The sequence below is a fragment of the Oceanobacter sp. ABM4_470 genome, from assembly GCF_056158645.1.
The window spans coordinates 265,619-289,433 of record NZ_JBSWTR010000002.1 but is presented as its reverse complement, the minus strand read 5'-3'; the positions used below and the strand labels follow the sequence as shown (position 1 = coordinate 289,433).

The window sequence follows — 23,815 nt, the reverse complement described above, 5'->3', positions numbered from 1 at the left end:
TACCCCTTTACCCGGCTATCCCCAAATAGCCGGGTCTTTTTATTCTGCCGGGTACATTCTGTTGTACCAGGCTCTTTTTCTATACAGTCGTTTGATCACAAGGATGAGGTACGCCCAATGATGCGTAATCAGGCTGGCACATCAACACATGGGCTGCTCGACAAGCTCACCAAACTTGGCTTTGCCGACCATCCGTTAGCCGACGAAATGCAATGGCAGCGTCACCACCTGTTTATGAAAGAGGTTGGCCCACGCATGGCCGCGACAATGGTTGCTGCTGTCGTTGTCGGCTTGTTATTCGTAGATTCAGCACATACATCATCCCTGGCCATCTGGTTTGGGATGAACCTGTTCGTTGGCCTGAATTCCTGGCTCATTCTGCGTCGTTATCACAATAATAATGACGAACAAGGCGCCCTCTCACAGCCCAAACAACAGACATCCATCAAACGCTGGCACATTGCCAATATCTATCTGTCGTTACTGTGGGGATTCCAGTGGGCCGCATTACCGCTGCTGTTTCTGGGCGACGCCTCGGTTGTGCAAATTTTCTCACTGCTGCTGTTGGTCACCATCACGTCCACCATGCCGTCAATGACCATGGGCCTGTACCCGGACGTCTACGTGGTCTTTCTAACCCCGGTATTGGGGGCATTTGGCTGGCACTTATGGGGAATGGATTTGGGCAATGTCTGGCTGCACAAAATCATGGCCCCGGCAGTGTGGCTGTCGCTGGTGGGCTTCAGCTACGCCATGTTCAAAACCCAGATCGATAACCTCGCCACCCGACTGGAGCTGCAACACTCCAAGCGCGAAATTGAGCAAGCCAACCAGGCCAAAACCCGCTTTCTGGCCGCCGCCAGCCACGATATTCGCCAGCCGTTACAAGCGGCTTCCTTGTACTGGAGCGCCATCAAACCGAACGCCGTCAGTCTTGACCAACAACCGCTGTTCGAACGGTTAGGGGCGAGCCTGAAATCCACCAACGAGTTATTGAACCACCTGCTGGATGTCTCCAAACTGGATGCAGGTGTCGCCGATATTCAGCCCACCGCCTTCGATCTGGCCCAACTGCTGGAAGAACTGCGCGTGGTCTTCACACCACTGGCGCAACGCAAACAACTGCAACTGGAGATCCACTGCGACCCCGCCACACTGGTGCTCTGCGACCGCACAATGACGATACAGATATTCAAAAATCTGCTCGCCAACGCCGTGCAGTACACCCATCAAGGGTCTATTAAAGTCAGCGTCAGCCGTCGTGATCAGCAAGTGAAAGTGATGGTAAGAGACACCGGCATTGGCATTGCCAGCGATCAGCAACAAGCCATTTTTGAAGAATTTGTGCAGCTGGATAACCCCGGCCGTAAACGCCAGAAAGGCCTGGGTCTGGGACTCTCCATCGTCAGCCGTTTGTGCCGTCTGAACCAGCTGCCACTGGTGCTGGAATCCGAGCCAGGGCAAGGCAGCTGCTTTGCCGTTGGCCTACCCGCTGCCAACAGCACCGAACTCGACAGCCGCTCATCGGTTAACTCACAGGCTGGTGCTGCGACCCAAAGTGCTTCCGCCGGAAACAGTCAAAGCATTAATCAAGCGTCACTCAACGGCCTGAAAGTCATGATCATCGACGACCACGAAGACATCCTCGACAGCCTGTCGATGCTACTGGTCAACCGCGATTGCGACGTCTGGGTTGCCGACGGCCTCGACAGCCTTAACGAACAACTCAAACACCCGGCCTGCACCCCCGACATCGTCATCAGCGACGACATGCTCGGCGACGACGGCCGCGTTGAAGCCGTGCTGGCCTGCTTTCAACAACACCAACAAAGCCCCGACTTCATCATCGCCACCGGCGACACCAACCCCGAACGGTTGCAACAGCTGACACAACTGGGCTACCCCATCCTCCACAAACCGCTGGAACCACAGCAACTGCTGGAACGCCTTCAACAACAGCGGCGAGTTCCCCTGCAAGGCTAGGTTTTTTGGGAGGGAATCGGGAAGAGGACTGTAGGTCAGATAAAGACGCGAAGCGGCTGCCATCTGACACCAAGGCGTTGGATGGCACATCGCTGCGCTCGTTTATCCAGCTTACTGGAAGGTTGTATGAGGGTAGCTTGCTGCCGATGGTTTTTGGTTATCGAGAGCTTGCTCTCGATAAAGCCATCAACCGTGCAAATAACCACGGTCATGAGCCGCCCGCAGACACTCAACCCGGTTGCGAACACCCAGCTTCTCGAACATCAAACGAATATGCGTCTTCACCGTATTCGGGCTCAAAAACAGCTGCTCGGCAATTTGCACCGTGGTCAGGCCATCCTGCATCAAACGCAAAATGGCCGTCTGCCGCTCGGTGAGCACATCGGCGGCATGAGGTTCCCGTGACTGCATGGCTTGCGCTGCCTCCGGTGCCAGATACTGGCGCCCGGCCAACACACTGTCGATGGCTTCCAGCACCTGCTCGGCCGATTGATTTTTGGTAATCAAACCACCGGCACCGCCCTGCAACACCCGCCGCAAGACCGCCGGACGCACCTCACCGGTACACACCAGCACAGGTAAACCGGGCCAACTGACCCGCAGCTGCTCCAATACCAGCACACCGTCCATATCCGGCAAGCCAAGGTCCAGCAACACCAGATCACACGGCTGATGCTTCAGGTAATCCAGCCCCTCAACCGCCGTATTCACCGCGTGCACAGACGCACCGCCCAGCTGCTGGCGAACAAGGCCTGACACGGCATCCGCAAACATACGGTGGTCATCAATAATCAGAATGTTCAACGGCAGGGAGATCGAATCAGACACAGGAAATCCGCTTTCCACACAAAAGAACTGGTTAGTTTATAGGCTCTTTGCTGAGCTGCAAGATATTCACAACAAGGTCAGGAGTAACCTACCAGTAAATTCCATACCCCACCGACAGCTCGGTTGTTTCATTGAAACCCAATCCATAACGCAGCTCGCTGTTCAGGCCAGGAGACCAACGGCCTTCGAATGAGGCCCGGGGAGCCCAGCGGTTATGTCGCACGCCATAGCGACGTTGGTCGATTTCGAGGCGGAAGTCGTGGTCGCCCAGATGCACATTGGCAAAGGCCAACGCCGACACCATGACGTAACCATAACCGGCACGACTGTCCTGTACACCTGCGCCGGCCAACACGCCCGCAACCACAGGTACATTAGCCATGGGCCGGGCAAGCCCAATGTAACCGTTCAAGAAGGGCACCAGACAATCATCGCACTTGAAGTCGAGCTGCTCAGCGCCAGCCCTAAGGCGCCAGGTCATACCTGCATCGTCAGGTAATCCTGTCGCCGAGTGGTTAACGCTTTCCAGCGCAATAACGTCGAAATGTTCAAGCCGTAACCGATTCCTTGTCATCGACAACGCCAGCTCTCCCATCACCAGTTTGCTGTCACCAATGTGTCCAGCACCTGCATCCAGAGCGTCGTAATACGCTGGCCGGAGCATCACGCTGATGGCTGCTCCATCGCCTGGACGGTAACGCCATCCACTACGAGCCAACCCGGGATTGCGCCCCTGATGTGGTTGCATATCAGGCACAGTCACCGCACGCTGCGAGCGAACTGGCAGACGATACCGTTCACCCAACGCTGCCAAATAGCCCGCCGATTTGGTTTCTTCTCCAACACCACGGAACTGTTGGTAATCCAGCAGGGTGTCGACAACGGCAATGCGGTCACTGTCTGGCAGAGCCAGATAATCCGGGTTCTGATCAAAGTTAAACCCTTCCCCCTGAACAGCCATACGACTGAGCAAAGCCTGCTGTTCCCGGCTGAGGTCAGCGTATCCCTGATACAGACGCGTTTGGCGGGACGGGTGATAGATAACCTCCCTAATCAAAGGTTGGCCATGATGGTTGGTGGCAGCCATGCGCTGGAAAATACTTTGCGGGATCATCAATTGGCGATCAGGAAGTATGCTGACGCCCTCTATCACCTCAATCAAACGCGCCATGCGGTAGGCACAGTTTTTGGTGAAAAAGTAGTAATCAAACCGATGACGAAGTAACTCCCAGCTGTGAGCCGCAACCAGTTGCGCCGCTTCGGGAGACACATTCAGAACGTATTCCCACTGGTCTCGCAGCTCGCCTTCACCGTAATTGTGATTCTGGTAGTAATACTCTTTTTGGCTGAAAGCAGCGTCATACAGCCCACTGACCCCACGAATGATGTAAATCAGCGGATTTTCGCCCGGCGGAATAATAGCGCCGTAGTTGATCGCACTATCCAACAGCTCCTGATGGCCGTTATCGCGATTGCCATTCAGTTTGAACAGGGTATGGCCATAGAACGACGCCGGGTTTCCAAAGTACCCCGTCGCCAGAATAAAGCTGACGGAATCAATATCGCCGTCTTTCATCCAGGCCTGTAACTGTGGGCATGGCTGATCTTCAATGGATGCCAACACCCCCTGTTGCTTGAGCCAAAGATAACGAGCCGGAAAACGGCACTGCGGATGCTGGTCAGGCTCATCCATACGGACAGGTTGCTTCATTGCCGCAAGGGTTGCGGTCAGCTCGGCATACGGCGTAGGCGTTTCGGACAAATAGAACTCGCTGGACGAAATGGCCCGCTCCAATGGCTCGCCTTCATACTGTGTCAGAACCCGCCACACGTCGGATTGTGAGAGCTGATAAATGGGCTCATTGGGGGGAGTGGCATGCGCACAGGTGCCCAACGATAGCCAGGCGATTAAAGCAATGACGATGAATTTCATAGCACAGCGAGGCGATTCAGAGATTTACAGGAAGGGAGATAATCAGGCCCAGCGAATGCTGGACCTGACAAGAACACTTAGATAACAGCGTTCTGACAAGATGCCGCTGCACCCTGTACGGAGGAGAAGAAGTCGGCAGACTTCTGCTGCTGGTTTTGAGCAGCGTATTCAGCAGAGATCACCTTGCTGCCCATGTCGGCGCGAATAGCGTCGATGGCAACAGCGTGCTCTTCAGCGGCACAACCAGACAGAGCCAGAACGGCGTTCAGGTGTTCCCCCTGACCACGAGAAGTCTCTTCAGCCAGCGCATCGTAGTTTTCCATGATGAACTGAGCAGTCTGGAAAGAGCTACCCTGACAGGTATCCGGGCTAGCCGTTGCAGAGGTCAACGCGGTGGTACCCAAATCCCAGGTCACGTTGGAAATCAGTGCAGCTACCGGAATGTCCTGGAAAATCAGGCCGCCGATACCACATTTGGTCCAGATATCCGCACCGGACTTGTTAATGTCTTCAGCCTGAACACCCATGCTGGCAGAAATCGCAACAAAGGCTGTTGCCAACACACTCTTCTTCAAAAACATATCGTTCTCCTTCCAAGTCTGCCGTAGAGGCTGGCAGACCGTCCTTGAATAGTTAACTGGCTCACAAAATGAACCTGAAACGGATGTTAACCAGAACGTATAGTTCTGTCATTAGCGCATTGAGTGAATCAATTAAGTCCTGATTAGATCCGTCAGGCCCCTACATATTCAGAACTATGAATCAAAAAAGAGCCTTAGAAGCCTTGATTTTGGAACAATAGAATTTCAATTTGATCGTGATGGGACAAACCAGGGTATCTATGAATAAATCTGCACAGAGCAAGGAGGCGATTCCCATGTTCAAGTTCGCCCCGGTTATTTCAGTACAATAAGTCAGCCACGCATGTTTTCTCCAAACTGCTGCTGAATCACCTGACGAACCCAACGATGAGCCGGATGACTGTGAGTACGCTCATGCCAGATCATGTCCACGGTAAAATTATCAACCTTGAAGGGAGGTATAACGCTACAAAGGTCCGTGCGCTTCCCTACCAGGCGAGCAGGCACCAAAGCGACCAGATCAGAATCAAGAACCAGATCAGGTACAATCAGAAACGTCGAGGCTGACAACACCACATTGCGTGAATACCCCAATACCTTCAGCGCCTGATCGACCGCAGTGACGAAGCCGCCTCCGTTCAACGAAACGACGATGTGATCGAGCTTAAGGTACTGCTCCAGCGTCATATTCCCAGATAAGGCAGAGTGACCGCTGCGACCAATCAGTACATAGTGCTCGTCATATAAATGGTGACGACGCAGCCCGTTCATCTCACGTTCAGGGCTCATGAAGGCCATGTCGATATCGCCCGCAGCCAATTGAGCTTCAATAGCAGCTGGTTCCAGATGCCTGAGCGCCAGCTTGATACTGGGCGCTTGCTTCTGCAGTGCTTGCTGCAACCGCAATCCAACAACCGTTTGCAAATAATCGGTGCACGCAACATGAATCGTAAAATGCGCCTGCGTCGGATCAAAGTTCTGATGTGACACGAGTGTATCCCGTACCTGATTCAAGGCACTGCTCAAAGGGGAGGAAAGCTCCATCGCCGAAGCAGTGGGTGTCATCCCTCGCCGTTCGGGTATCAATAACTGATCATTGAAAAGTTGTCGCAACCGCCCCAACTGAGCACTGACAGCAGGCTGGCTCAAGTGCAAGCGCTCGGCGGCTCTGCTGACATTTTTCTCCTCCAGTAACACTTCCAGCGTTACCAGCAAATTCAGATCGAGCCTTTTGGCATCCATGAAATTTATACCATAACTAAAATATAAGAATTTCAACGATACCACTGTTAACGACACACTGAGCCTAATCCATTTAGCCAACCCGGCCGATTCATACAGAAGGAGAATCTCAATGTCGAAAACCGTTCTGGTTGTATACGCCCACCCTGAACCTCTATCCTTGACCCGACACTTCGTGTCCGAAACCATTCATACGCTGGAACAGCAGGGGCATACCGTGCTGCAAACAGACTTGTACGGCATGAACTGGCAGGCCAGCTATGGCGAAACCGACTTCCCGGATCGGCTAAACCCGGCACGGCTCGAATTCATACCCGAATCCAGGCACGCCTACGCGGCTAATCAGCAGCCACCCGAAGTGGCCGAAGAACAACGCAAGTTAATGGCCGCCGACACCGTGATTTTTCATTTTCCGCTGTGGTGGTATGGCATGCCTGCCATCCTCAAAGGCTGGTTCGACCGCGTCTATGCCTATGGATTTGCATACGGCTACCAGGATAAGGGCAATCAATATCGCTATGGCGACGGCGTGTTCAAAGGTAAAACCGCCTTGCTGTCCGTGATGGTAGGCGGGCCTTCACAAGACTACGAACCGCGAGGGATTAATGGCCCGTTGGACGATTTGCTGTTTCCTATTACCCACGGCGCTTTGTTCTTCCCGGGCTTCGAAGTACTAAAGACCCACGCCGTCTACGGAACGGGCAGCATCGATACTGCCAGAGTCGAAGCGGAAACAATGGCATGGCGGTCACGACTCCAGCATCTGTTCTCAGAACAGCCAATCGCGTTTCGACACCAGAACAGTGGCGACTACCTTGGCAGCACGCTGGCTCCGCATATCGCCACCAACGAGACAGGCTTAAACATCCATATCAAAACCTGAGACAACTCCATTGATCCAGACACAGGACTAACGGCAAGAGTGGGGGCAACCGGCGTGATGCCCGTTGAACCTTCAATCGAACTACGATAAATCCGCTTATTTGAATAGCCCCCCTTGGGTGATTACCGGGGGTGGAACTATCACAAAGCTCTTACCCCAACAGCGGCAGTTTGCGCATCATGTTACGCAGACGCAGGGCATCCCATGGCAGGTGTTCGGCAATCCCCATACCGACCGTACTTGCATGAGCCGTTGCCTGAGCAATCACCTCCAGCACTTCCTCAATGGTCAGCTGCCCCTGGGCAATACCATCAAAAGCGCTGGCAGGTACGTGCGGGCAGTTGAACAACAGCGGGCCAAACTTGCTGGCGTCGAGCACGTCCAGATCAAGGTGGATGGCCAGCACTTCAATGCCTTCGTCCTTGATCCACTGCTGGATTTTCTCAGCCGACACACCGCTGCGAATGTCTTCCGGACGGCATACCTGCATGTTGCGTTCAGCCAGGAAGTTGTTTTCGAACTCTGACTCGTTATTGACACCGGCGTACATCACTTTCGATGGCGCAATCGGTGCCTTCACAAAGCCGGTCAAATCGCTGTCACCGACGCCCATCAGCGCCGCCAGTACAGTGGCGTGAGAGTGGTTGAATTCAGCCGACGTCATGATGTCCGGATGGGCATCGACCCACAGTACGCCAAGCTTGTCGCCATATTTCTCGCTCAGATACGCGAACGGTGCCAGATCGACCAGACAATCACCGCCTAATACCACCAGCGATTCTGGCTGGTGCTTGTCGATCAGGGTACGACAGTGGTCGGTCTGTTTCAGAATCTGGGCGCGGCCCTTGATGCCATTTTCGTCTTCCACCACGTTGGCGTTGTCGTCTTCGCGGTTAAAGGCAACGTCCACGGTCTCGACCGGGCCGTCGGTTTCCGGTGCCAGCCAGGCCAGCAGCTCGGAGCCAAAGTGGTAAGCCGGGTTCGCACCGCCCTGCCACATAGGAAATTTCAGTCTCAGAGTATTGGCAGCCATAGCGCCCTCCTCGATTAGATAGAGATGTGTAAATGAAAATAAGAAATTGAATAACGATCACTGTAGCGAGAGCCCGAACAGCACGGCTTGTGTTTTTTGGCCAGCCATTGGTATGTGCTGGCCAAACCGCTGGAACAGTGCGTGGCAAGAACTTTGATCGCGCTGGTTTGGTTCAAAGTTCAAACCTTTCAGGGATAAGACAACCCGCCCGACCGCGCTGGCCTGTATCAACAGGCCAGGCGGTGCTGTGACTATTCGGGGATGTTAAGGAGATGATCAGGAAATCTTCGCCAGACTGACGTCTTCGTTGCTCATCTCTTCGACTTCGTGACGGGATTCGGCCAGCAGGATCGACACCAGTACCATGCCCAGCGACAGTGCCGCCATCAGCGTCAGCGACTCACCGAAGAAGATGATCGAGAAGAAAGTCGCCGCCAGTGGAATCACTGCGAAGGCCATACCGGTAGCACTGGCAGGAATTTTGGTCACGCCCTTGTAGAAGCACACATACGGGGCTGCCCACACCAGCGCACCGTAGTACACCAGCACCATCCAGTTCGACGCCGTCAGCGAGCTGACAGAGAAATCGCCCATCTCGGTCATGGCCGGAATGGCGCTGGCTACCGTACCGACAATACACACGCCAGTCGCCATGGTGATGGCTGGCAAATGCACTTCCAGCTTCTTGGCGGCAATCACACAACCCGCCGTCGACAAGGTAGAAAGCACCAGGAACACATAGCCCAGCACAGAGGTAGTACCCGAGCTTTCCGCACCCGGTACGGTCAGCACCAGCACCCCGGCCACCGCCAGCGCAATGGCCAGCAACTTACGCATACTGATGGATTCGCCCAGCATCAGCGCTGACAGAACCAATACCACCGCAGGTGCCAGGCTGGAGAAAATGGAACTGGTAATGACCGTAGCGTATTCAAAGCTGTACAGCAGGAAGGCGGTATACAGCACCGCGCCCAGCAGCGCCTGCACCGTAATAGCGGCCCAGGATTTGACCGGAATTTTGGTGAATTTGGTCTTGTCGACGGTCTTGGCTATCGGCAGCAATATCACCGCACCGATCAGGAAAGAAATAAAAGTGAAGGTCCATGGCGGAATGCTGTACATCGCATCCGCCGCAATTGGATAGCTGACACCGACCAGGGTGTAGCAAAGAATGACGTAAACGTAGCCCATGTTCATGGTGACTCTCCCGCAGAGTGATTCATGATTGATGACTCCAATCTACGGATGCCCCGCCATAGCAGCTTGTTGATTTCGGCCAGCCACTTGCACTGACAGGCCAGCCAAACCCCGAGGCGAACAAAGTGGTCAAAAGATCGTTACACTGGCAATTGCTGGACAAGACAAAAAGGGGTTGCTAGGCACAATTCCTGCTTTATGCTCGTCGTCAGCAACAAATGACTCAATTAAAGGGCCATTACAGCCTGTTTTCTGATTCTGGAACGTACTCTCGCTACCTGATTAGCGCTCTAGCACCATAACCAGAAACTGTCAGCACGCTGAAAAGCACAGCAACGTATCGGGAATAAACCAATGAACGAGACACTGGATACCAACACGGTCAAAGGATTTGATTACTGGCACGAAGTCATTTGTCGAACCTATGCACCATGTCTGGGCAAAACCGATAACGTTGATCAATTTAAAGCCTCCCTCAACGTCAGCGACCTGGGCTCACTCAAGATCAGCCAGATTCAAACAACCGCCATTCGCTACCAACGCCGCACCGAAGACCTCAAGGTCGACCAGCAAGACGACATCTTCCTGTCACTGATGGAAAACGGCTGCGGCCATTTCAGTCAGGACGACCGTCAGGTCGTGCACAAAACCGGCGACGTACTGGTATACGACTCCGGCAAGGCCTATCAGTTTGATTACGGCAGCGAATACCAGTCGACCCTGCTGCGGGTACCGCGTTCGCTGATGCAGTCACGACTGAATAATGTTGATGACCTTGGTGGACTGATTCTGCCCGGCGACAGTGCTTTCGGTAGTCTGGTTGCCTCACTGATTCGCCAGAACAGCCTGCTGGCCAACTCCACGGAATTAAAAGACGGTGCCGCACTGAGCGCCCCCATGCTCGACATGATTGCCACCTCAATCCTGCAATCGACCCAGGGCAACTTCGACCGCAGCAGCCCACAGCAAGACCTGCTGGAACGCATTCGCAGCTACATTAAAAACAACCTCACCGACGACAACCTCACCCTCGAACACATCGCCAGCAGCCACAATATTTCCGTGCGCTCACTCAGCCGTCTGTTTGCCCAGCACAACGAAACGCCTCGTGGCTGGCTGCAAGCCCAACGGCTGGCCCACGCCTACGATGCCCTGGCCACCGGCCGCGTCCGCAACGTTACCGAAGCGGCATTATCCGCCGGTTACCGCGACCTCTCGCACTTCAGCCGCTCGTTCAAGAAAACCTACGGCCGCACACCAAATTCGTTGCTATGAATTGCCTATATAGTCAGGGCGGTAAGGATAAATAAATGCCCACCCTGCAGTCTCTCGCCTGCAGGTTTTCCAAAATTTTGCAGAACTTTATAAGTTCGATCAGAGCTTTTATTAAATGATATTGAGTCCGTTATGGGCCCGAGAGATCGGAGTAAATCAGTATTATAGCCACCGAGGAATAAACTCAATATAGATATTTTTCACCGTCTACGAACCACCCCTCTCCTAATGCTCCGAATTTCATATTCCAGTTTCTCTAAAGATTTATTCTTTATTTTTAGTTCAACACTCCTAGTTTCGTCATCTATCAAAGTTGTTTTCTTCCACCCCTTGTAACCAAAAATCAAAAAAGAAACCATTAAAAACAAATAAACCATCAAAGAAAAAACGATAAATGGATGTTTAAAAATCCTCAAATCAGCCCCGTCAAACTGATCAATGTATTTCTTATACATTACCATTCTCTTATCAATTAGAGCCTCACTTTTTTTCAACTTGTTAATAGCATCCTCTGAAGATTTGAATATATTCCAATCTTCTCCAAGATCTTTATACGACCCTCCTCTTTCCAAAAAATCGATCTCTCTCCTTAGCGCATCGAGTTTATTCACCAACTCATAATATGAGTTAAGATTAACTTCATGCTCCTCAAGCTCGATACTTTTATATGAGAGCCAAACACCGAAAATCAAAGCACCTAAAATCATCCATGCGCCAAAAACAAAGCTAAACTTATATATATTATCTGTAGGTGGTGTAGGGAAAAACTTCACAAAAAATTCCTTTTATTAATGTCAGGTGAAACTAACAAACCTTAAGAGTCGGAGCAAACAGTTCCCCATTGACAAAGTTGACCATTTTGTCACTGGCCACCCCAGCCCAATGGCTGGCCGTTGTAGCCAAGTGAGCTGCCCCGCCAGTTTTTACTATCTCCCCCAGATAGCGCGATTCTGCCGCGCCCATCCAACCCTCGATTACCCGTGAACTGACTCTGTGGGATACATAATGAAAAAACTGATCGTATGGATTCGTAACGCATCTTTGGCTTCTGCTGTGGCTGGCTCGGCCGCGCTGATGGTACCGGCCGCCAGTCACGCCATTGGCAGTGACAGCGATGGCTGGATCACACCGCAGGTTGGCCATCCAATGATGATTACCTACCTGTCGCACAACAGCACCACCGACGCCTACTCCGATGGCAAGAAAGTGTCTGACAACACCAGCGTCGATTCCAACGTGGCGCTGCTGCGTTATGTTCACCCGGTGGATGTGGGTAACGATGTGATCTGGACACCAAACTTCCTGCTGCCACTGGTGAGCGTAGAAACCGCCGGTGATGCCAGCGCACTGGGCGACAAGAAAGGCATGGGCGACCTCGGTCTGGTATCCGGTTTCTGGCCAATTCACGACTACGCCGCTCGCAAGCACCTGGCGATTGTACCGTTCCTATGGCTGCCAACCGGTGACTACGACAAGAACGATGCCCTGAACCTGGGTGAAAACCGCTACCGCTTCTCCCTGCAGGTTGGTGGCCAGTTTGCCCTCAGCGAATCCTGGGACTTCTCCGGTTCTGTCGACACCACCTGGTACGGTGAAAACGACGATACCGAAATGAAGCAAAAGCCACTGACCCAACTGGACGGCTGGTTGAAGTACAACATGGAATCGTCCATGTACTCCCACGTGGCACTGGGCCTGTCCCAGAAAGTAGGCGGCGAAACCGAAGTCGCTGGCGTATCCCAGGATGACCGCACCAGCACCACCACCGCCAAGCTGCAGTTCGGTACCCTGATCGACGACTCCAAAAGCCGCCACGCGCTGTTCACGGTTGCCCGTGACCTGAGTGTCGAAAACGGCACCAAATCTGATGCTTACTTCGAGCTGCGTCTGACCCAGGTATTCTGATCGCTGTCTACCCAATTGGCACTGAAGACCGGTATCACGCAGGCGTTACCGGTTTTTTGCTTATGGAGTCAGCAGTTTTTTGTGAGTATTTTGCGGGCCAGCGGCCCGCGCTCCCAGATCAATCTCCCCCGAACAGCAGGACGATCCGATATAAAGCTTTACCACGATGCCGACGTTAGCAGGCAGCAGCTAACCGATATGGGCTGGATTAGTCAGCAAAAAGTAGCGGCAACCAGAAAACAAAAAAGGGCAGAAGCATTAGGCTTCTGCCCTTGATTTGGTTTGGCTTGGTTTAGCCCAAAACACCCAGGGCTTGAGCCCGGGCTGCTAGCCCGCCAATCCCCTTATTTGTAAACAGTCGCAAACACACGCGCCGGGAAGCTGGCCAGTTCCACACGCGGTGGTACCGCTGTCAGATAAGCGCCGGTTTCAGGCAGCTTGGTCAGGTTGGTCATGTCTTCGATGATGATGATCTTCTGTTCCAGCAGCAGGTGGTGTACCGGAATGGCTTCGTTCTTGTCGATGTTATCGACCAGCGGCGTATCAATACCCACCATGGAAGCACCATTATCCACCAGCCACTGGGCTGCTTCTACCGACAGGTATGGCGGTTTGTTGGCGTATTCCGGGGTGTTGAACTTGTCGGAATGACCACTGGCAAACATCACCGCCTTGCCTTTTACATCCAGACCTTTCAGATCGGCGACTTCAAACGTCTGACGGCTGTCCGGCTTGGTAACGACCACAATCGGTACGTTGACCAGACGCTCCAGCGGGTAATCAGCAATGGTCTCGCCGTGTTCGTCACCGTGGAATGGGGCGTCCAGATAAGTACCGGTAATACCCAGCATCTTGATGCCATCCACCAGCGCGCCGTTACCGAAGCGCGGGGCTACCTTGTAATAGTCGGCTTCGCTCAGACCCGGGTAGGTTTGCATGCCATCGGTGATGGTGTGGTTGAGCTCAATAAAACGCTCTACTTCAGCAGGCTTGCCAGCCGCCATGGAGGCGCTGGAGGCTGTGATACCCAGCATCAGAACGGCAGCTTTCAGGGATTTTTTGGATACAGGAAAAGACATGGTTGGCTCCATCGATCAGCACGATTGCGATGAAGCCAAACTAAGCGAACGACAGCGGGAAGGCTTGGAGAATCAAGCCAGCGGCTTGTGCCAACAGGACAGGGTCCCATGGCAACAGCGCAAATCGGACAATCCGCTTACTTGAACACCACGGTCTTGTTGCCGTCGATAAACACGCGATGTTGGGTGTGCAGTTTGACGGCACGGGCCAACGCCACGGTTTCGGTATCACGACCCGCGGTGGTCAGTTGTTCTGGCCCCATGGTGTGGTCAACCGTTTGTACTGACTGTTCGATGATCGGGCCTTCGTCGAGGTCGGCCGTTACGTAGTGGGCGGTGGCACCAATCAGTTTTACGCCGCGGTCGTAGGCCTGGTAGTAAGGACGAGCGCCTTTGAAACCTGGCAGGAACGAGTGGTGAATGTTGATGGCGCGACCCGCCAGTTCAACACAGAGGCCGTTCGACAAGATTTGCATGTAGCGCGCCAGTACCACCAGTTCGGTGCCGGTTTGATCGACGATTTCCATCAGCACGCGTTCCTGCTCCAGCTTGTTTTCCTTGCTGATTGGCAGGTGCACGAAGCGAATGCCTTCACGCTCGGCCATTGGGCGCAAATCCTGATGGTTGGAGACCACAGCGGTGATTTCCATGTTCAGTTCGCCCTTGTTCTTGCGGTACAGCAAATCGGCCAGACAGTGGTCGGCTTTGGATACCATGATCAGGGTTTTTACCGGTGCGCAGGCGTTGTGCAGGCTCCAGGTCATGTTGAAGCGTTCGGCTACCTGGCTGAATTCTGCCTTGACGGTTTCGCTCTGGTCGTCGCCTTCGAAGCTGAAGCGGGTACGCATAAAGAAGTTGCCGCTGTCGCGGTCGTCAAACTGCGACTGCTCGCTGATGTAGCCACCACGCTCGGCCAGAAAACCCGCAACCGCAGCAACAATGCCGCTACCTGCCGGGCAGGTGGTTTTCAGTACGTATTCATTTTTGGCGTTCGGGTGTGGCATGGGATTAACCTTGTTGGTTCAGTTAACAAAAAGCGAAGCCCCTATTATGCACCAGCACAGCGACGGGAGAGACAGAATTCACCGTCTTTTTATCTGAACGCGACGAATTTGCGAGGAATTGTGAGGGGTTTTGCAGGATGCCCTGTCAGGCCCCGGAAAACGTCTGTTGCAGCACGTCCACCAGCGCTTGTGCCGCCACCGACAGTTCGTGGCCCCGGCGGGTTAGAACGCCAACCTCACCGACCACCAGCGGGCCGTTTAGCGGCAAACACACCGCGCCCATTTCTTCCATTTGCTGACGACACAGACCAGGTACTACGCTGATACCGAGCCCCGATGCCACCATTTTGCCAACTGTCGCCAGCTGATGGGCGTCGAACACCACATTGAGTTGTTTGCCCTGCTCGGTTAACTGGCGTTCGAGCATCAGGCGCACAATGGACGGCCGTTGCAGGGCAATAAAATCCTGCTCCAGAAGCTGATCCCAGCAGAGTGATGACTGGCCGTTTAACAACGCCGAATCCGGCGGCAGGACGGCGACAAATTCGTCAGTGAACAAGGGAGTGAAGTCCAGATCAGGCGCACCTTCCGGCACCAGCGACACACCCACTTCAATACGCCGCGAGCGCACCATGGCGACCACTTGCTCGGCAATCACATCATGAACTTCCACACGAATGGCGGGGTAACGGTTGCGGTAGGTTTTCAGCACCTGCGGCAGCAAACCCGCCGCAAACGACGGCATGGATGCCACGGCCACCTGCCCCATTTGCAGCGCAAATCGCTGTTGCAGCTGTTCCTGGGCGTTATCCCAATCGGCCATCAAACGAGTGGCAATCGGCACCAGTGCCTCGCCTTCCGGGGTCAGCTTGACCGAGCGCGTGGTGCGGGTCAGCAGTTTGCCGCCAAGGGATTCTTCGAGGGTCTTGATCGCCAGGCTGAGCGCAGGCTGGGACAAAAACACCTGATTGCTGGCTTCGGCAAAACTCAGGGTGCGGGCAACGGCCAGAAAGGCACGCAGTTGTTTGGCGGTCATGGGGTACTCCCTGTTTGAGGTTTCAAGTTAACAGGCAGCAGAAGAAAGGCAATGGTCGGGTGTCGGGTGTCGGGTGTCGGGTGTCGGGTGTCGGGTGTCGGGTGTCGGGTGTCGGGTGTCGGGTGTCGGGTGTCGGGTGTCGGGTGTCGGGTGTCGGGTGTCGGGTGTCGGGTGTCGGGTGTCGGGAACATTGTAGGAGCGAATTTATTCGCGAACGAAAGACAGCGCGAATAAATCCACTCCCACAGGCCCTTACATCACCCGATTCATACGCAGGAATTTATAGCTTTCGCCGGGGCCGGTTTCGTCCGCGTACAAGGTCACACCAGACTTCAGACAAATGCTGAGGTTGGTGTGGGTGGCTTCGGTTTCCTTCGGCAACAAATGCGCAACCCCTTCGCGTTCTTGCAGCAATTCCTGCTCGGTGGCGTTAAGGCGCTCGCGCTGGAATTCATTCAGATCAATGCCCTGCACAATCTGGTAACGGCCGTAGTCGCAACGCACCGGGAACGAGAAGTAGATGCCCTTGGCAATGCCGTAGGAGCCATCCGAGGCAATGCCCATGGATACGATGTGCCCCGGGCCGGTGCCCAATGCCCAATCGTGCATGTGGTCGACAATCGCCTGTGCCGCTGATGGCGCGCTGGACACCCCACGTTTCTCCAGAATCGCCCCGCCCCGTTTCTGGATCGCTGGAATGTAGGTTTCGGTGTACCAATCCATCGGGATCGCAGGCATCGCCGGGTTGCCATACAGAGTCGCCTGATGCAGGTCCGGGAATTGGGTGGTGGAGTGGTTGCCCCAGATGATCACACCGTCGATGTCTTTCGGGTTCACACCGGTGTGGTTGGCCAGCGTTCCGATGGCGCGGTTCTGATCCAGACGCGTAAGCGTGGTGAACTGCGACGGACTCAGATTCGGCGCGTTACGAGCCGCAACCAGCGCATTGGTGTTGGCCGGGTTACCGACAATCAGGGCTTTTACATCACGGTTGGCGTGATCGTTCAGCGCCTTGCCCTGACGGGCAAAAATAGCGGCGTTTTGCTCCAACAGATCTTTCCGTTCCATCCCCGGACGACGCGGCGTTGCACCAATCAGCAAGGCGTAGTGAACGTTCTCAAAACCCTCTTCGACGTTGTCGTGCAAGGTAATGGTGTGCAGCAGCGGGAAGGCACAGTCTTCCAGCTCCATCGCCAGCCCCAGCAAGACATCCATGGCCTGGGGAATTTCGATCAGTTGCAGAATGACCGGCTGATCCTTGCCGAACATTTCGCCTGCGGCGATCTTGAAAAGAAGGTGGCTTGAAATACTGCCAGCGGCGCCGGTTACGGCAATGCGTATGGGTCTGCGCATGGGGTCTCTCCCTGGTTTGAAAAATCCTGATGGCCAGCCAAAAAGCCTGTTTGTGTACTGCGTTAGAGAAACGCTAACACGCTCAAGGCGACAGGTTCAGTGGCTTTCTCAGCTATGTTCTATTGTTTTTATGGATGATGAACGTGGGTCTGAAAGACCGTTGCTATAACAATTTCATCAATACCACACCCTGGAAACTGTTATTGAGTGTGCGAGGGATTATCCAGGACGGCAGCTGTTCTTTGGTGCCGAAAACCGACAATTGAATGGGGTTCGAGGGGATAAGCAGGCAACGGCATCAGCCCGTAGGCTGGGCCCCGCCCAGCAATTGTTGGGCGGGGCCCAGCCTACAGCTGATGCGTTTCCATCGCGAATAAATTCGCTCCTACAGCGACAGCAATAAAGGTAACCGTAATCGCTACAGCACCGGAATAGCAGGCGAAAAAAAGCCCGCACAGGCGCGGGCAAGTTCTTGCGGGTATTCGGACGATAGACCCGGGGCCCCTAATTCACCGGATCAAATTGCGACAGCCACTCCACCAGCATCGGGTGGTAACGCGTCAGGCCTTTGTATTCGATCAGTGGTTCAGGCAGCCCCTTCATAACCCGATGCAGGCGCCGTGCCCATTCCGGGTTGCGGCACAGGTCTTCGAGGCTGGCAAGGTAAGTGCGAATGCTAAACATCAGTGCATTGGAGCGCGGCATGCGGTCGAGCACCTGCAATTCCACCCGCAAATGGATCTTTTCACCGATGTTTTCAGGGGTAACGGTGGTTCTGTCGGTGCCCCACTGTGGATAAGTCTCTGGTGAGGTATCCATACGGGCATTGACGGTCAGGGTCCAATTCAGGCGACGAACCGGACGATTCACCTGAATCGCACAGAGGTATTTCAGCGCCCGATCAAAAATGCCCAGTTCGTGTGCCATCGGCACCGGTCCGTGCCACTCCTTGAAGCTCATTCCGGCATCAAATGCCAACGACCAGTCGGCCGGACAGGTGACAATACCGGCATCCATAAACAGGTCACCGTCGCGCTGATCCAGCAAAGCAAAATCGCCCTGTACCTGACGACCGATGTATTCCATCGGCGGCAGTGGCAAGGTACTGCTGTCACCAAAGGTGAAGGTATCCTGCTGATCCAGCAGCTTGTTGTGCCAGTGCCAGGTATCACCGTCCTTGGTCAGCGAGAAGAAGTCCGGGTAGTCCTCGGACATGGTAGTCATGCAGCGGTCGATCATATCCCAGCAGGCCAGGTCCATGTGTGGCATGGCCAGGCAACGCTTGGGGTTTTCTTCCAGTACGATGCCGCGTTCACGCATTTCCGACAGGTAGTGTTCGTCGATGTCGATCAGGTGTTCGTTCACCGTGCCGACCGGCCCCGGCAGCGTGTGCGGTTCGATGTTCACCGAGTACATGTAGTCGTCTTCCGGGAAAGGGAATGGAAAACGCTTGATAGCGAATTCGCTGTTGCTGTAGGTGAAATCGTCACGGAAGGTTTCGATTTTGGTTGGTGCTACACGCATGGTTAATTCCTCTCGGTGGTTCCTGAAGCCAGCGCAGTTACAGGCGATGGCTGCCGATTCATTCTGTTTTTTGGTGCGCGGTGCACACCCTACGCACTGCGCCAGACGATATGCCTTTGACCTTCTGGGGGCCTTGTCCCCGGCCGGTCTGGCCGCCCCTGCTTAGCGCTTCCGATTCGCTGCTCGGTGCCGGTGCACACCCTACGACGCTGACGCTTCGGTCTTTGTAGGGTGCGCACTGCGCACCGGCGAATTCGGTTTCTACAATCCCAGCACCAGCGATTTGGATTTCGCTCGTGAGACACACGGCATGATGCAGGTGTCTTGTTCGCGTTCATCCAGGAAGGCGTCGCGGTGTTCCACATCGCCGTCGAGCACCTTGGTAACGCACTGGCCACACACGCCACCGCGGCAGAGGTTAGGCACTTCAACGCCGTTGGCTTCGAGGGCTTCCAGCAGGCTTTCTTCCGAGCTCACTTGCACTTCAGCACCGCTACTTTTCAGCGTTACGGTGAACGGGCTGCCCGGTTGTGGCGCGGCGAATTCCTCAAAGTGAATCAGGCTATCGGGGTAACCCAGCAGCGCAGCGTTCTGGCGCACGCCGTCAATCAGCAGCTCTGGGCCGCAAACATAGACATGAGTACCGCGCGGTTGGGATTTCAGCAGTTCAGCCAGTTGCAGACGGTCGCCAGCATCGGCGTCGTAGCAGTGCACCTGCTCGCCCAGCTGCTCGATCAATTCGGTTTTGTAAGCGCCGGTTTGTAAGCCACGGAAGGCGTAGTACAGCTCGTAGCTGGCGCCCATGCGTTCAAGTTCCGGCAGGTAACTCATAAAGGGCGTAATGCCGACGCCACCGGCAATCAGCAGGTGTCTTTTGGCGCGCCAGTTGGGGGCAAACAGATTGGCTGGCGGGGTGATTTCCAGCTCGTCGCCTTGGCTTACCTGCTGGTGCATAAACACCGAGCCACCACGGGATTGCGGCTGTAATCGCACAGCGATTTTGTAGGCTGAGGTGTCGCGCGGGTCGCTCAGCAATGAGTAAGCGTTTTTCCATTGCTTCGGCTGACCGTCGGCGCTCTCGCCTTTCATGCTCACCACCACATGGGCACCGGGCGAAAATGGCGTCAGTTCGCCGTTTTGGGCAACCAGGGTGAATTCCTTGATGGTCGGAGCAACTTCAACAATGTTTGTCACTTTGACCCGGTAGTTATCCGTGCTGTTCATGCTCATACCAATGCCTCCGTGGCTGGAATCTCACTGCGGTCTTCGGCGTTGATGGATACCCCGACATAAGCGCCATGCAGCTTGCTGAAATGGTCACGCACCAGCAGCAATTCACCACAGCCTGAACAGCTGTGCGGGTTGTGCGTTACGCCTTCCATCACGGTGTAGCAATGGGTGCAAAACAACCGACGGGCGTTGGATTCCGGTGCCAGCATCTGGATTTGCTCGGGTGCAAAATCCTCGGCAATCAGGGCGTTACGTACGTCCCACATCCAGGCTTCAGTACCGGCAATGTAGACGGCGGTAGCCAGTGGGAAGTCGACGGCGGTTTCAGCGATCACCCGTTTCACATCCTGATGCACCAGCAGCCAGGTCACTCGTTGGTTGCCCAATTGGGTTACGCAGTCGTCGAACATCCGTTTCAGTGTGGCGTTATTGCCCGTCGCACTGATAAACACCTGTTGCTGTTGTTTCAGGTCGAGTTTCACGGGGGAGTATTCCGGTCGGCTTTTCACCCGTTCATCGATTTCCACGGTGATGGTCATTTCAACCTCCTGTACTGGCCTGACTGACGGCAAACATGCCATCCGTGCTGGAAGAAAAGAGGCCGCCCCACCAGCAGGGAGAACGCGGAGCGGCCTTGAAACAGTTACCCGCTCGAAATCAGCCTTCGCCTTCACGGCGCTGACCGCAGAAGAAACCGATGCCGTAATCTTCCGAGTTAAAGGTAATCACGCTGCCTTTTTCGAAGTAGAAAACGTCGCCGGGCAGTGCCAATACCTTCTGGCCGGTTTCATCGCTGATGACCATGGAACCTTCCACAATCACTTTCATCTCGTGGTAGGTGTATTCGTACACCAGCGGCTCGTCGGACTTTTCCATACGGAAGAAGCCCGCCGCGATGGTTTTGTCTTCGTCGTTGGAAACTGCCACGTCGCCGAGGAACGCATGGATACCTTCACGACCCATGTGCGGTTGTTTGATTTCCTGAGCTTTGGAGAAATGTGTCATTGGCATGGTGTGATCCTCTGTCTTGAATGTTGGTTATTAATTTCTGCTGAGTACGGTCTTGCTTTGGTTTTTCAGGTTTCAGACACGCCGCGGGGGCGGCAGCGCGCCTGAATCAGGATCGAACCCGGGTTCGTTCGGGGTCGTAGAACGGTAATGTCGTCACCGTTGCTGGAATGCGTTTTTGCAGACCATCCAGCTGGCCGACTTCCAGTTTCAGGCCAACTTCGGCGACTTCCGGAGCCAGTCGCACCATGGCGATTTGCTGTTTTAACAAGGGCGAGAAGATCGCACTGGTGACCACGCCAACGGCGTAGCGGCTTTTGTAGTCATCGGCGGCAGCACCGTCAGCACGGGCCACAAACACCTCGTCACCATGAGCCACCGGCTCGTTGCTGTGGATGATCAGGCCCATCAACTTGTGGCGACTTTCCGGGGCCTGGCGTTTCATGGCCTCGCGACCAATAAAGTCTTCTTCCTTGGTCTTCATCGGCACAGTGAAACCAATGCCGGCTTCGTAGGGGTTGGTCTGTGGACAAAATTCGTGATCGGCAAAAATCAGCCCGGCTTCGATGCGCAGCATGTCGAGGGCCTTGAAGCCCATCGGCGCGATACCGAACGGCTGTCCGGCATCCCATACCGCATCCCAAAGGCTTTCGGCGGCATCCGGATGGCACCAGACTTCAAAGCCCAGCTCGCCGGTGTAACCGGTTCGGCTGACCATCACTGGCGCGCCTTCCGGGCTCCCCAAACGACCGAGCGTCAGATGGAACCAGGCCAGTTCAGCGACCGGCACCTGATGCTCCGGCGTCCAGATCAATTCGCTTAACAGCTCGCGGCTGTTTGGCCCCTGCACGGCAATGTTGTGGATCTGCGAAGTCGATTCCTGCACTCGCACACGGAAACCATGTTCTTCGGCCAATTGTTTAAGCCAGCTGCCAACGTAGCTGTCGCCCGCCACCAGCCGGAAAGTTTGCTCGCCCAAGCGGAAAATGGTGCCGTCATCGATCATGCCGCCGGTGGGATGACACAGCGCGGTATAGGCAATTTCGCCCACTGACAGTCGACGTACGTTGCGGGTCAGCGCCAGCTGTAACAGGCGTTCGGCATCCGGCCCGGCGACTTCGAATTTGCGCAATGGCGTCAGGTCGATCATGGCCACCCGCTCACGACAAGCCAGATATTCAGCGGTAGCGCCAAAGCCGTTGTATTCGTCAGCCACCCAATAACCACGGTATTCGCTCAGGTGTTGGGTCAGGGCTGCAACCCTGGAATGAAAACCGGTCTGCTGGGTCATGCGGGGCAGCTCCTCGGGTGAATTACGCCAAGCCATGGCGCGGGGAAACGAGTGATCAGCGGCGTACACCCGCACGTGAATATCGGTTGGAAACCAGCCGTTGGCGGAGTCGATGTCGTCCGGGCATGCAGAGCTGAGGCACAGCAAGTCACGCTGGGCTTGCAGCAGTACGTAGTCGCCTGGGCGCGACCATGGCTCATCACCGGTGACCGAGCCTTCGTCGCACACCGCAGTGTTAAAAAAGAAATTGATCGCAGGCCAGCCAGCCCGAGGCGGCACGCCCCAATCTTTCAACTGAGCGTTGAAGTTGGCGCTGCAACTGATGTGGCCAAAATAGCCGGCGTCGTCATAGAACTTGGGAGTACAAGCCATCAGAAAGCTGTCGTGACGGCCAACGGTGTCTTGCACCACTTCCAGCATGGCGCGCATATGCTGATCGTAGAAACGCGAATGCAGGCCCGGCTTGGGTAACGTGTGTCCCATAATGGTACGAGTGGCAGCGGCATCCAGAGTGGCAATTTCAAACGGGCTGATCTCGCCGCGCTGGGCGGCTTCAACATCCGCCAGATCAAAGGCAATAAAGTCCGAACATTGCTTGCCCTGCACATCCAGAATCTGGATGTATTCACCGGCTTTAACCGTGTAGGCACGGGCACTGGAATGCGGTACACGAAGGCTGCTCAGTGCACCTTGCAGCTCCGCTGAGCCATCGTATGAAAACGGCACGGGCAAGCTGTCGTCACTCACCGTGGGATTCGTGCGGGCACTGGTAAACGTCAGCAGAATTTCAGCAGGTGCAATCATCGCGGCTTCGGTTTGGTTCTCGCCGGAAGCGTCAGTAACAAGCTGCACAGGCTGTAATTTCAGAGCCGGTGCCGCAGCCACTATCAATAAGGTTTGGTCGCACAGACTGGTCAACGTGACGCCAGTCTTCAAGGCCTCTGGCGCGACCACCAGCGCCTGCTCCAGTTCGGCTGGGCCGCATTGGTGCTGGCTTAAAACCGCTGCCAACGTAGCCGCAGCGGGACGGTTTTCTTCCAGCATGGCCAATGAACGGGCCGCGGGCTGAACAACAAGCTCAGATGCTGCCATGTTCAGTTGTGGCGACAGCCGGGCGTCCAGTCGCACAAGCTCCACCCCCTGATGTTCATCCTGGCCATTCAGTGTCAGTACATCGCCCTGCTTTACCTCCAGCCGCTGCCAGTGGCGTCCGGCAATACGAAAACGGCGGGGCATGTTGGCAGCCGCAAGCTGTTGGCTAGCCATCATTGCGCCAGGCAGTAGTAAAGCCGTGGTTGAAGATGCTGACGCCATGATGCCCTCCTGTCAGTGCTGTGAGGTGAATGCAGTAATACACGTGGCCATTGCCAAATTCAGGGGCAAATCACTGCGCTGTCGCTTCACACTGGTGCATCCGGTGATCCGCTTTC

The 23,815-nt window shown here is 54.8% G+C and carries 20 protein-coding genes; 4 read left to right on the top strand and 16 right to left on the bottom strand.

The window, feature by feature from the left end:
* Positions 1-117 precede the first annotated feature (117 nt).
* The gene (locus ACXADJ_RS18035) at positions 118-1,983 is read left to right on the top strand and encodes a sensor histidine kinase (RefSeq protein WP_475068742.1); all 1,866 of its coding nucleotides are present in this window, start codon (positions 118-120) and stop codon (positions 1,981-1,983) included.
* Positions 1,984-2,169: 186 nt separating this feature from the next.
* Here ACXADJ_RS18035 and ACXADJ_RS18030 read toward each other — a convergent pair whose 3' ends face one another.
* The 4 genes from ACXADJ_RS18030 to ACXADJ_RS18015 form a co-directional block, all read right to left on the bottom strand.
* Positions 2,170-2,811, bottom strand: a complete 642-nt coding sequence (locus tag ACXADJ_RS18030) for a response regulator (protein ID WP_475068740.1) — start codon at positions 2,809-2,811, stop codon at positions 2,170-2,172.
* An 88-nt stretch (positions 2,812-2,899) separates the two neighbouring features.
* The gene (locus ACXADJ_RS18025; RefSeq protein ID WP_475068738.1) at positions 2,900-4,744 is read right to left on the bottom strand and encodes an Lnb N-terminal periplasmic domain-containing protein; all 1,845 of its coding nucleotides are present in this window, start codon (positions 4,742-4,744) and stop codon (positions 2,900-2,902) included.
* Positions 4,745-4,821: 77 nt separating this feature from the next.
* The gene (locus ACXADJ_RS18020) at positions 4,822-5,325 is read right to left on the bottom strand and encodes a DUF3015 family protein (protein WP_475068736.1); all 504 of its coding nucleotides are present in this window, start codon (positions 5,323-5,325) and stop codon (positions 4,822-4,824) included.
* Positions 5,326-5,658: 333 nt separating this feature from the next.
* Positions 5,659-6,567, bottom strand: coding sequence for a LysR family transcriptional regulator (locus ACXADJ_RS18015; RefSeq protein ID WP_475068733.1), 909 nt, complete (start codon positions 6,565-6,567; stop codon positions 5,659-5,661).
* A 112-nt stretch (positions 6,568-6,679) separates the two neighbouring features.
* Between ACXADJ_RS18015 and ACXADJ_RS18010 the strand changes: the two genes are divergently transcribed.
* Positions 6,680-7,450 (top strand): NAD(P)H-dependent oxidoreductase, encoded by a 771-nt coding sequence (locus tag ACXADJ_RS18010; protein ID WP_475068731.1) that lies wholly within the window; start codon positions 6,680-6,682, stop codon positions 7,448-7,450.
* A 151-nt stretch (positions 7,451-7,601) separates the two neighbouring features.
* Here the strand turns inward: ACXADJ_RS18010 and ACXADJ_RS18005 are convergent, their stop codons facing one another.
* Positions 7,602-8,483 carry an arginase family protein gene (locus tag ACXADJ_RS18005; protein ID WP_475068727.1) on the bottom strand — a complete coding sequence of 294 codons (882 nt, stop codon included), beginning with the start codon at positions 8,481-8,483 and terminating at the stop codon, positions 7,602-7,604.
* 276 nt (positions 8,484-8,759) lie between these two features.
* Positions 8,760-9,680 carry a DMT family transporter gene (locus ACXADJ_RS18000; RefSeq protein ID WP_475068724.1) on the bottom strand — a complete coding sequence of 307 codons (921 nt, stop codon included), beginning with the start codon at positions 9,678-9,680 and terminating at the stop codon, positions 8,760-8,762.
* Positions 9,681-10,034: 354 nt separating this feature from the next.
* On the opposite strand from ACXADJ_RS18000, the gene ACXADJ_RS17995 reads away from it, so the two are divergent.
* Entirely contained in the window at positions 10,035-10,955 is a 921-nt protein-coding gene (locus tag ACXADJ_RS17995) for a helix-turn-helix domain-containing protein (protein ID WP_475068720.1), read from the top strand.
* Between the two features lie 200 nt (positions 10,956-11,155).
* Here ACXADJ_RS17995 and ACXADJ_RS17990 read toward each other — a convergent pair whose 3' ends face one another.
* The gene (locus tag ACXADJ_RS17990; protein WP_475068717.1) at positions 11,156-11,728 is read right to left on the bottom strand and encodes a hypothetical protein; all 573 of its coding nucleotides are present in this window, start codon (positions 11,726-11,728) and stop codon (positions 11,156-11,158) included.
* 232 nt (positions 11,729-11,960) lie between these two features.
* On the opposite strand from ACXADJ_RS17990, the gene ACXADJ_RS17985 reads away from it, so the two are divergent.
* Positions 11,961-12,860: a transporter gene (locus ACXADJ_RS17985; RefSeq protein WP_475068712.1), complete on the top strand. Its 900-nt coding sequence runs from the start codon at positions 11,961-11,963 to the stop codon at positions 12,858-12,860.
* Between the two features lie 344 nt (positions 12,861-13,204).
* On the opposite strand, the gene ACXADJ_RS17980 is transcribed toward ACXADJ_RS17985, so the two are convergent.
* The 9 genes from ACXADJ_RS17980 to ACXADJ_RS17940 form a co-directional block, all read right to left on the bottom strand.
* Positions 13,205-13,939: a cyclase family protein gene (locus ACXADJ_RS17980; RefSeq protein WP_475068710.1), complete on the bottom strand. Its 735-nt coding sequence runs from the start codon at positions 13,937-13,939 to the stop codon at positions 13,205-13,207.
* A 137-nt stretch (positions 13,940-14,076) separates the two neighbouring features.
* Entirely contained in the window at positions 14,077-14,943 is an 867-nt protein-coding gene (gene purU / locus ACXADJ_RS17975; RefSeq protein WP_028292965.1) for a formyltetrahydrofolate deformylase, read from the bottom strand.
* 145 nt (positions 14,944-15,088) lie between these two features.
* Positions 15,089-15,979 carry a LysR substrate-binding domain-containing protein gene (locus ACXADJ_RS17970; RefSeq protein ID WP_475068707.1) on the bottom strand — a complete coding sequence of 297 codons (891 nt, stop codon included), beginning with the start codon at positions 15,977-15,979 and terminating at the stop codon, positions 15,089-15,091.
* 252 nt (positions 15,980-16,231) lie between these two features.
* A complete protein-coding gene (locus ACXADJ_RS17965) occupies positions 16,232-17,332 on the bottom strand; it encodes a malate dehydrogenase (RefSeq protein ID WP_028292963.1) in 1,101 nt (366 codons plus the stop codon).
* 504 nt (positions 17,333-17,836) lie between these two features.
* Positions 17,837-18,856, bottom strand: a complete 1,020-nt coding sequence (locus ACXADJ_RS17960; protein ID WP_475068704.1) for a heme-dependent oxidative N-demethylase family protein — start codon at positions 18,854-18,856, stop codon at positions 17,837-17,839.
* 261 nt (positions 18,857-19,117) lie between these two features.
* Positions 19,118-20,086: a PDR/VanB family oxidoreductase gene (locus ACXADJ_RS17955; protein WP_475068700.1), complete on the bottom strand. Its 969-nt coding sequence runs from the start codon at positions 20,084-20,086 to the stop codon at positions 19,118-19,120.
* Complete coding sequence (locus tag ACXADJ_RS17950; RefSeq protein ID WP_475068697.1) at positions 20,083-20,625, bottom strand: dimethylamine monooxygenase subunit DmmA family protein; 543 nt, start codon at positions 20,623-20,625, stop codon at positions 20,083-20,085. Before ACXADJ_RS17950 ends, ACXADJ_RS17955 begins: the two co-directional genes overlap by 4 nt.
* Positions 20,626-20,743: 118 nt before the next feature.
* Positions 20,744-21,097 carry a cupin domain-containing protein gene (locus ACXADJ_RS17945; protein ID WP_028292960.1) on the bottom strand — a complete coding sequence of 118 codons (354 nt, stop codon included), beginning with the start codon at positions 21,095-21,097 and terminating at the stop codon, positions 20,744-20,746.
* A 106-nt stretch (positions 21,098-21,203) separates the two neighbouring features.
* A complete protein-coding gene (locus tag ACXADJ_RS17940; RefSeq protein ID WP_475068693.1) occupies positions 21,204-23,699 on the bottom strand; it encodes a DUF1989 domain-containing protein in 2,496 nt (831 codons plus the stop codon).
* Between the last annotated feature and the right edge of the window lie 116 nt (positions 23,700-23,815).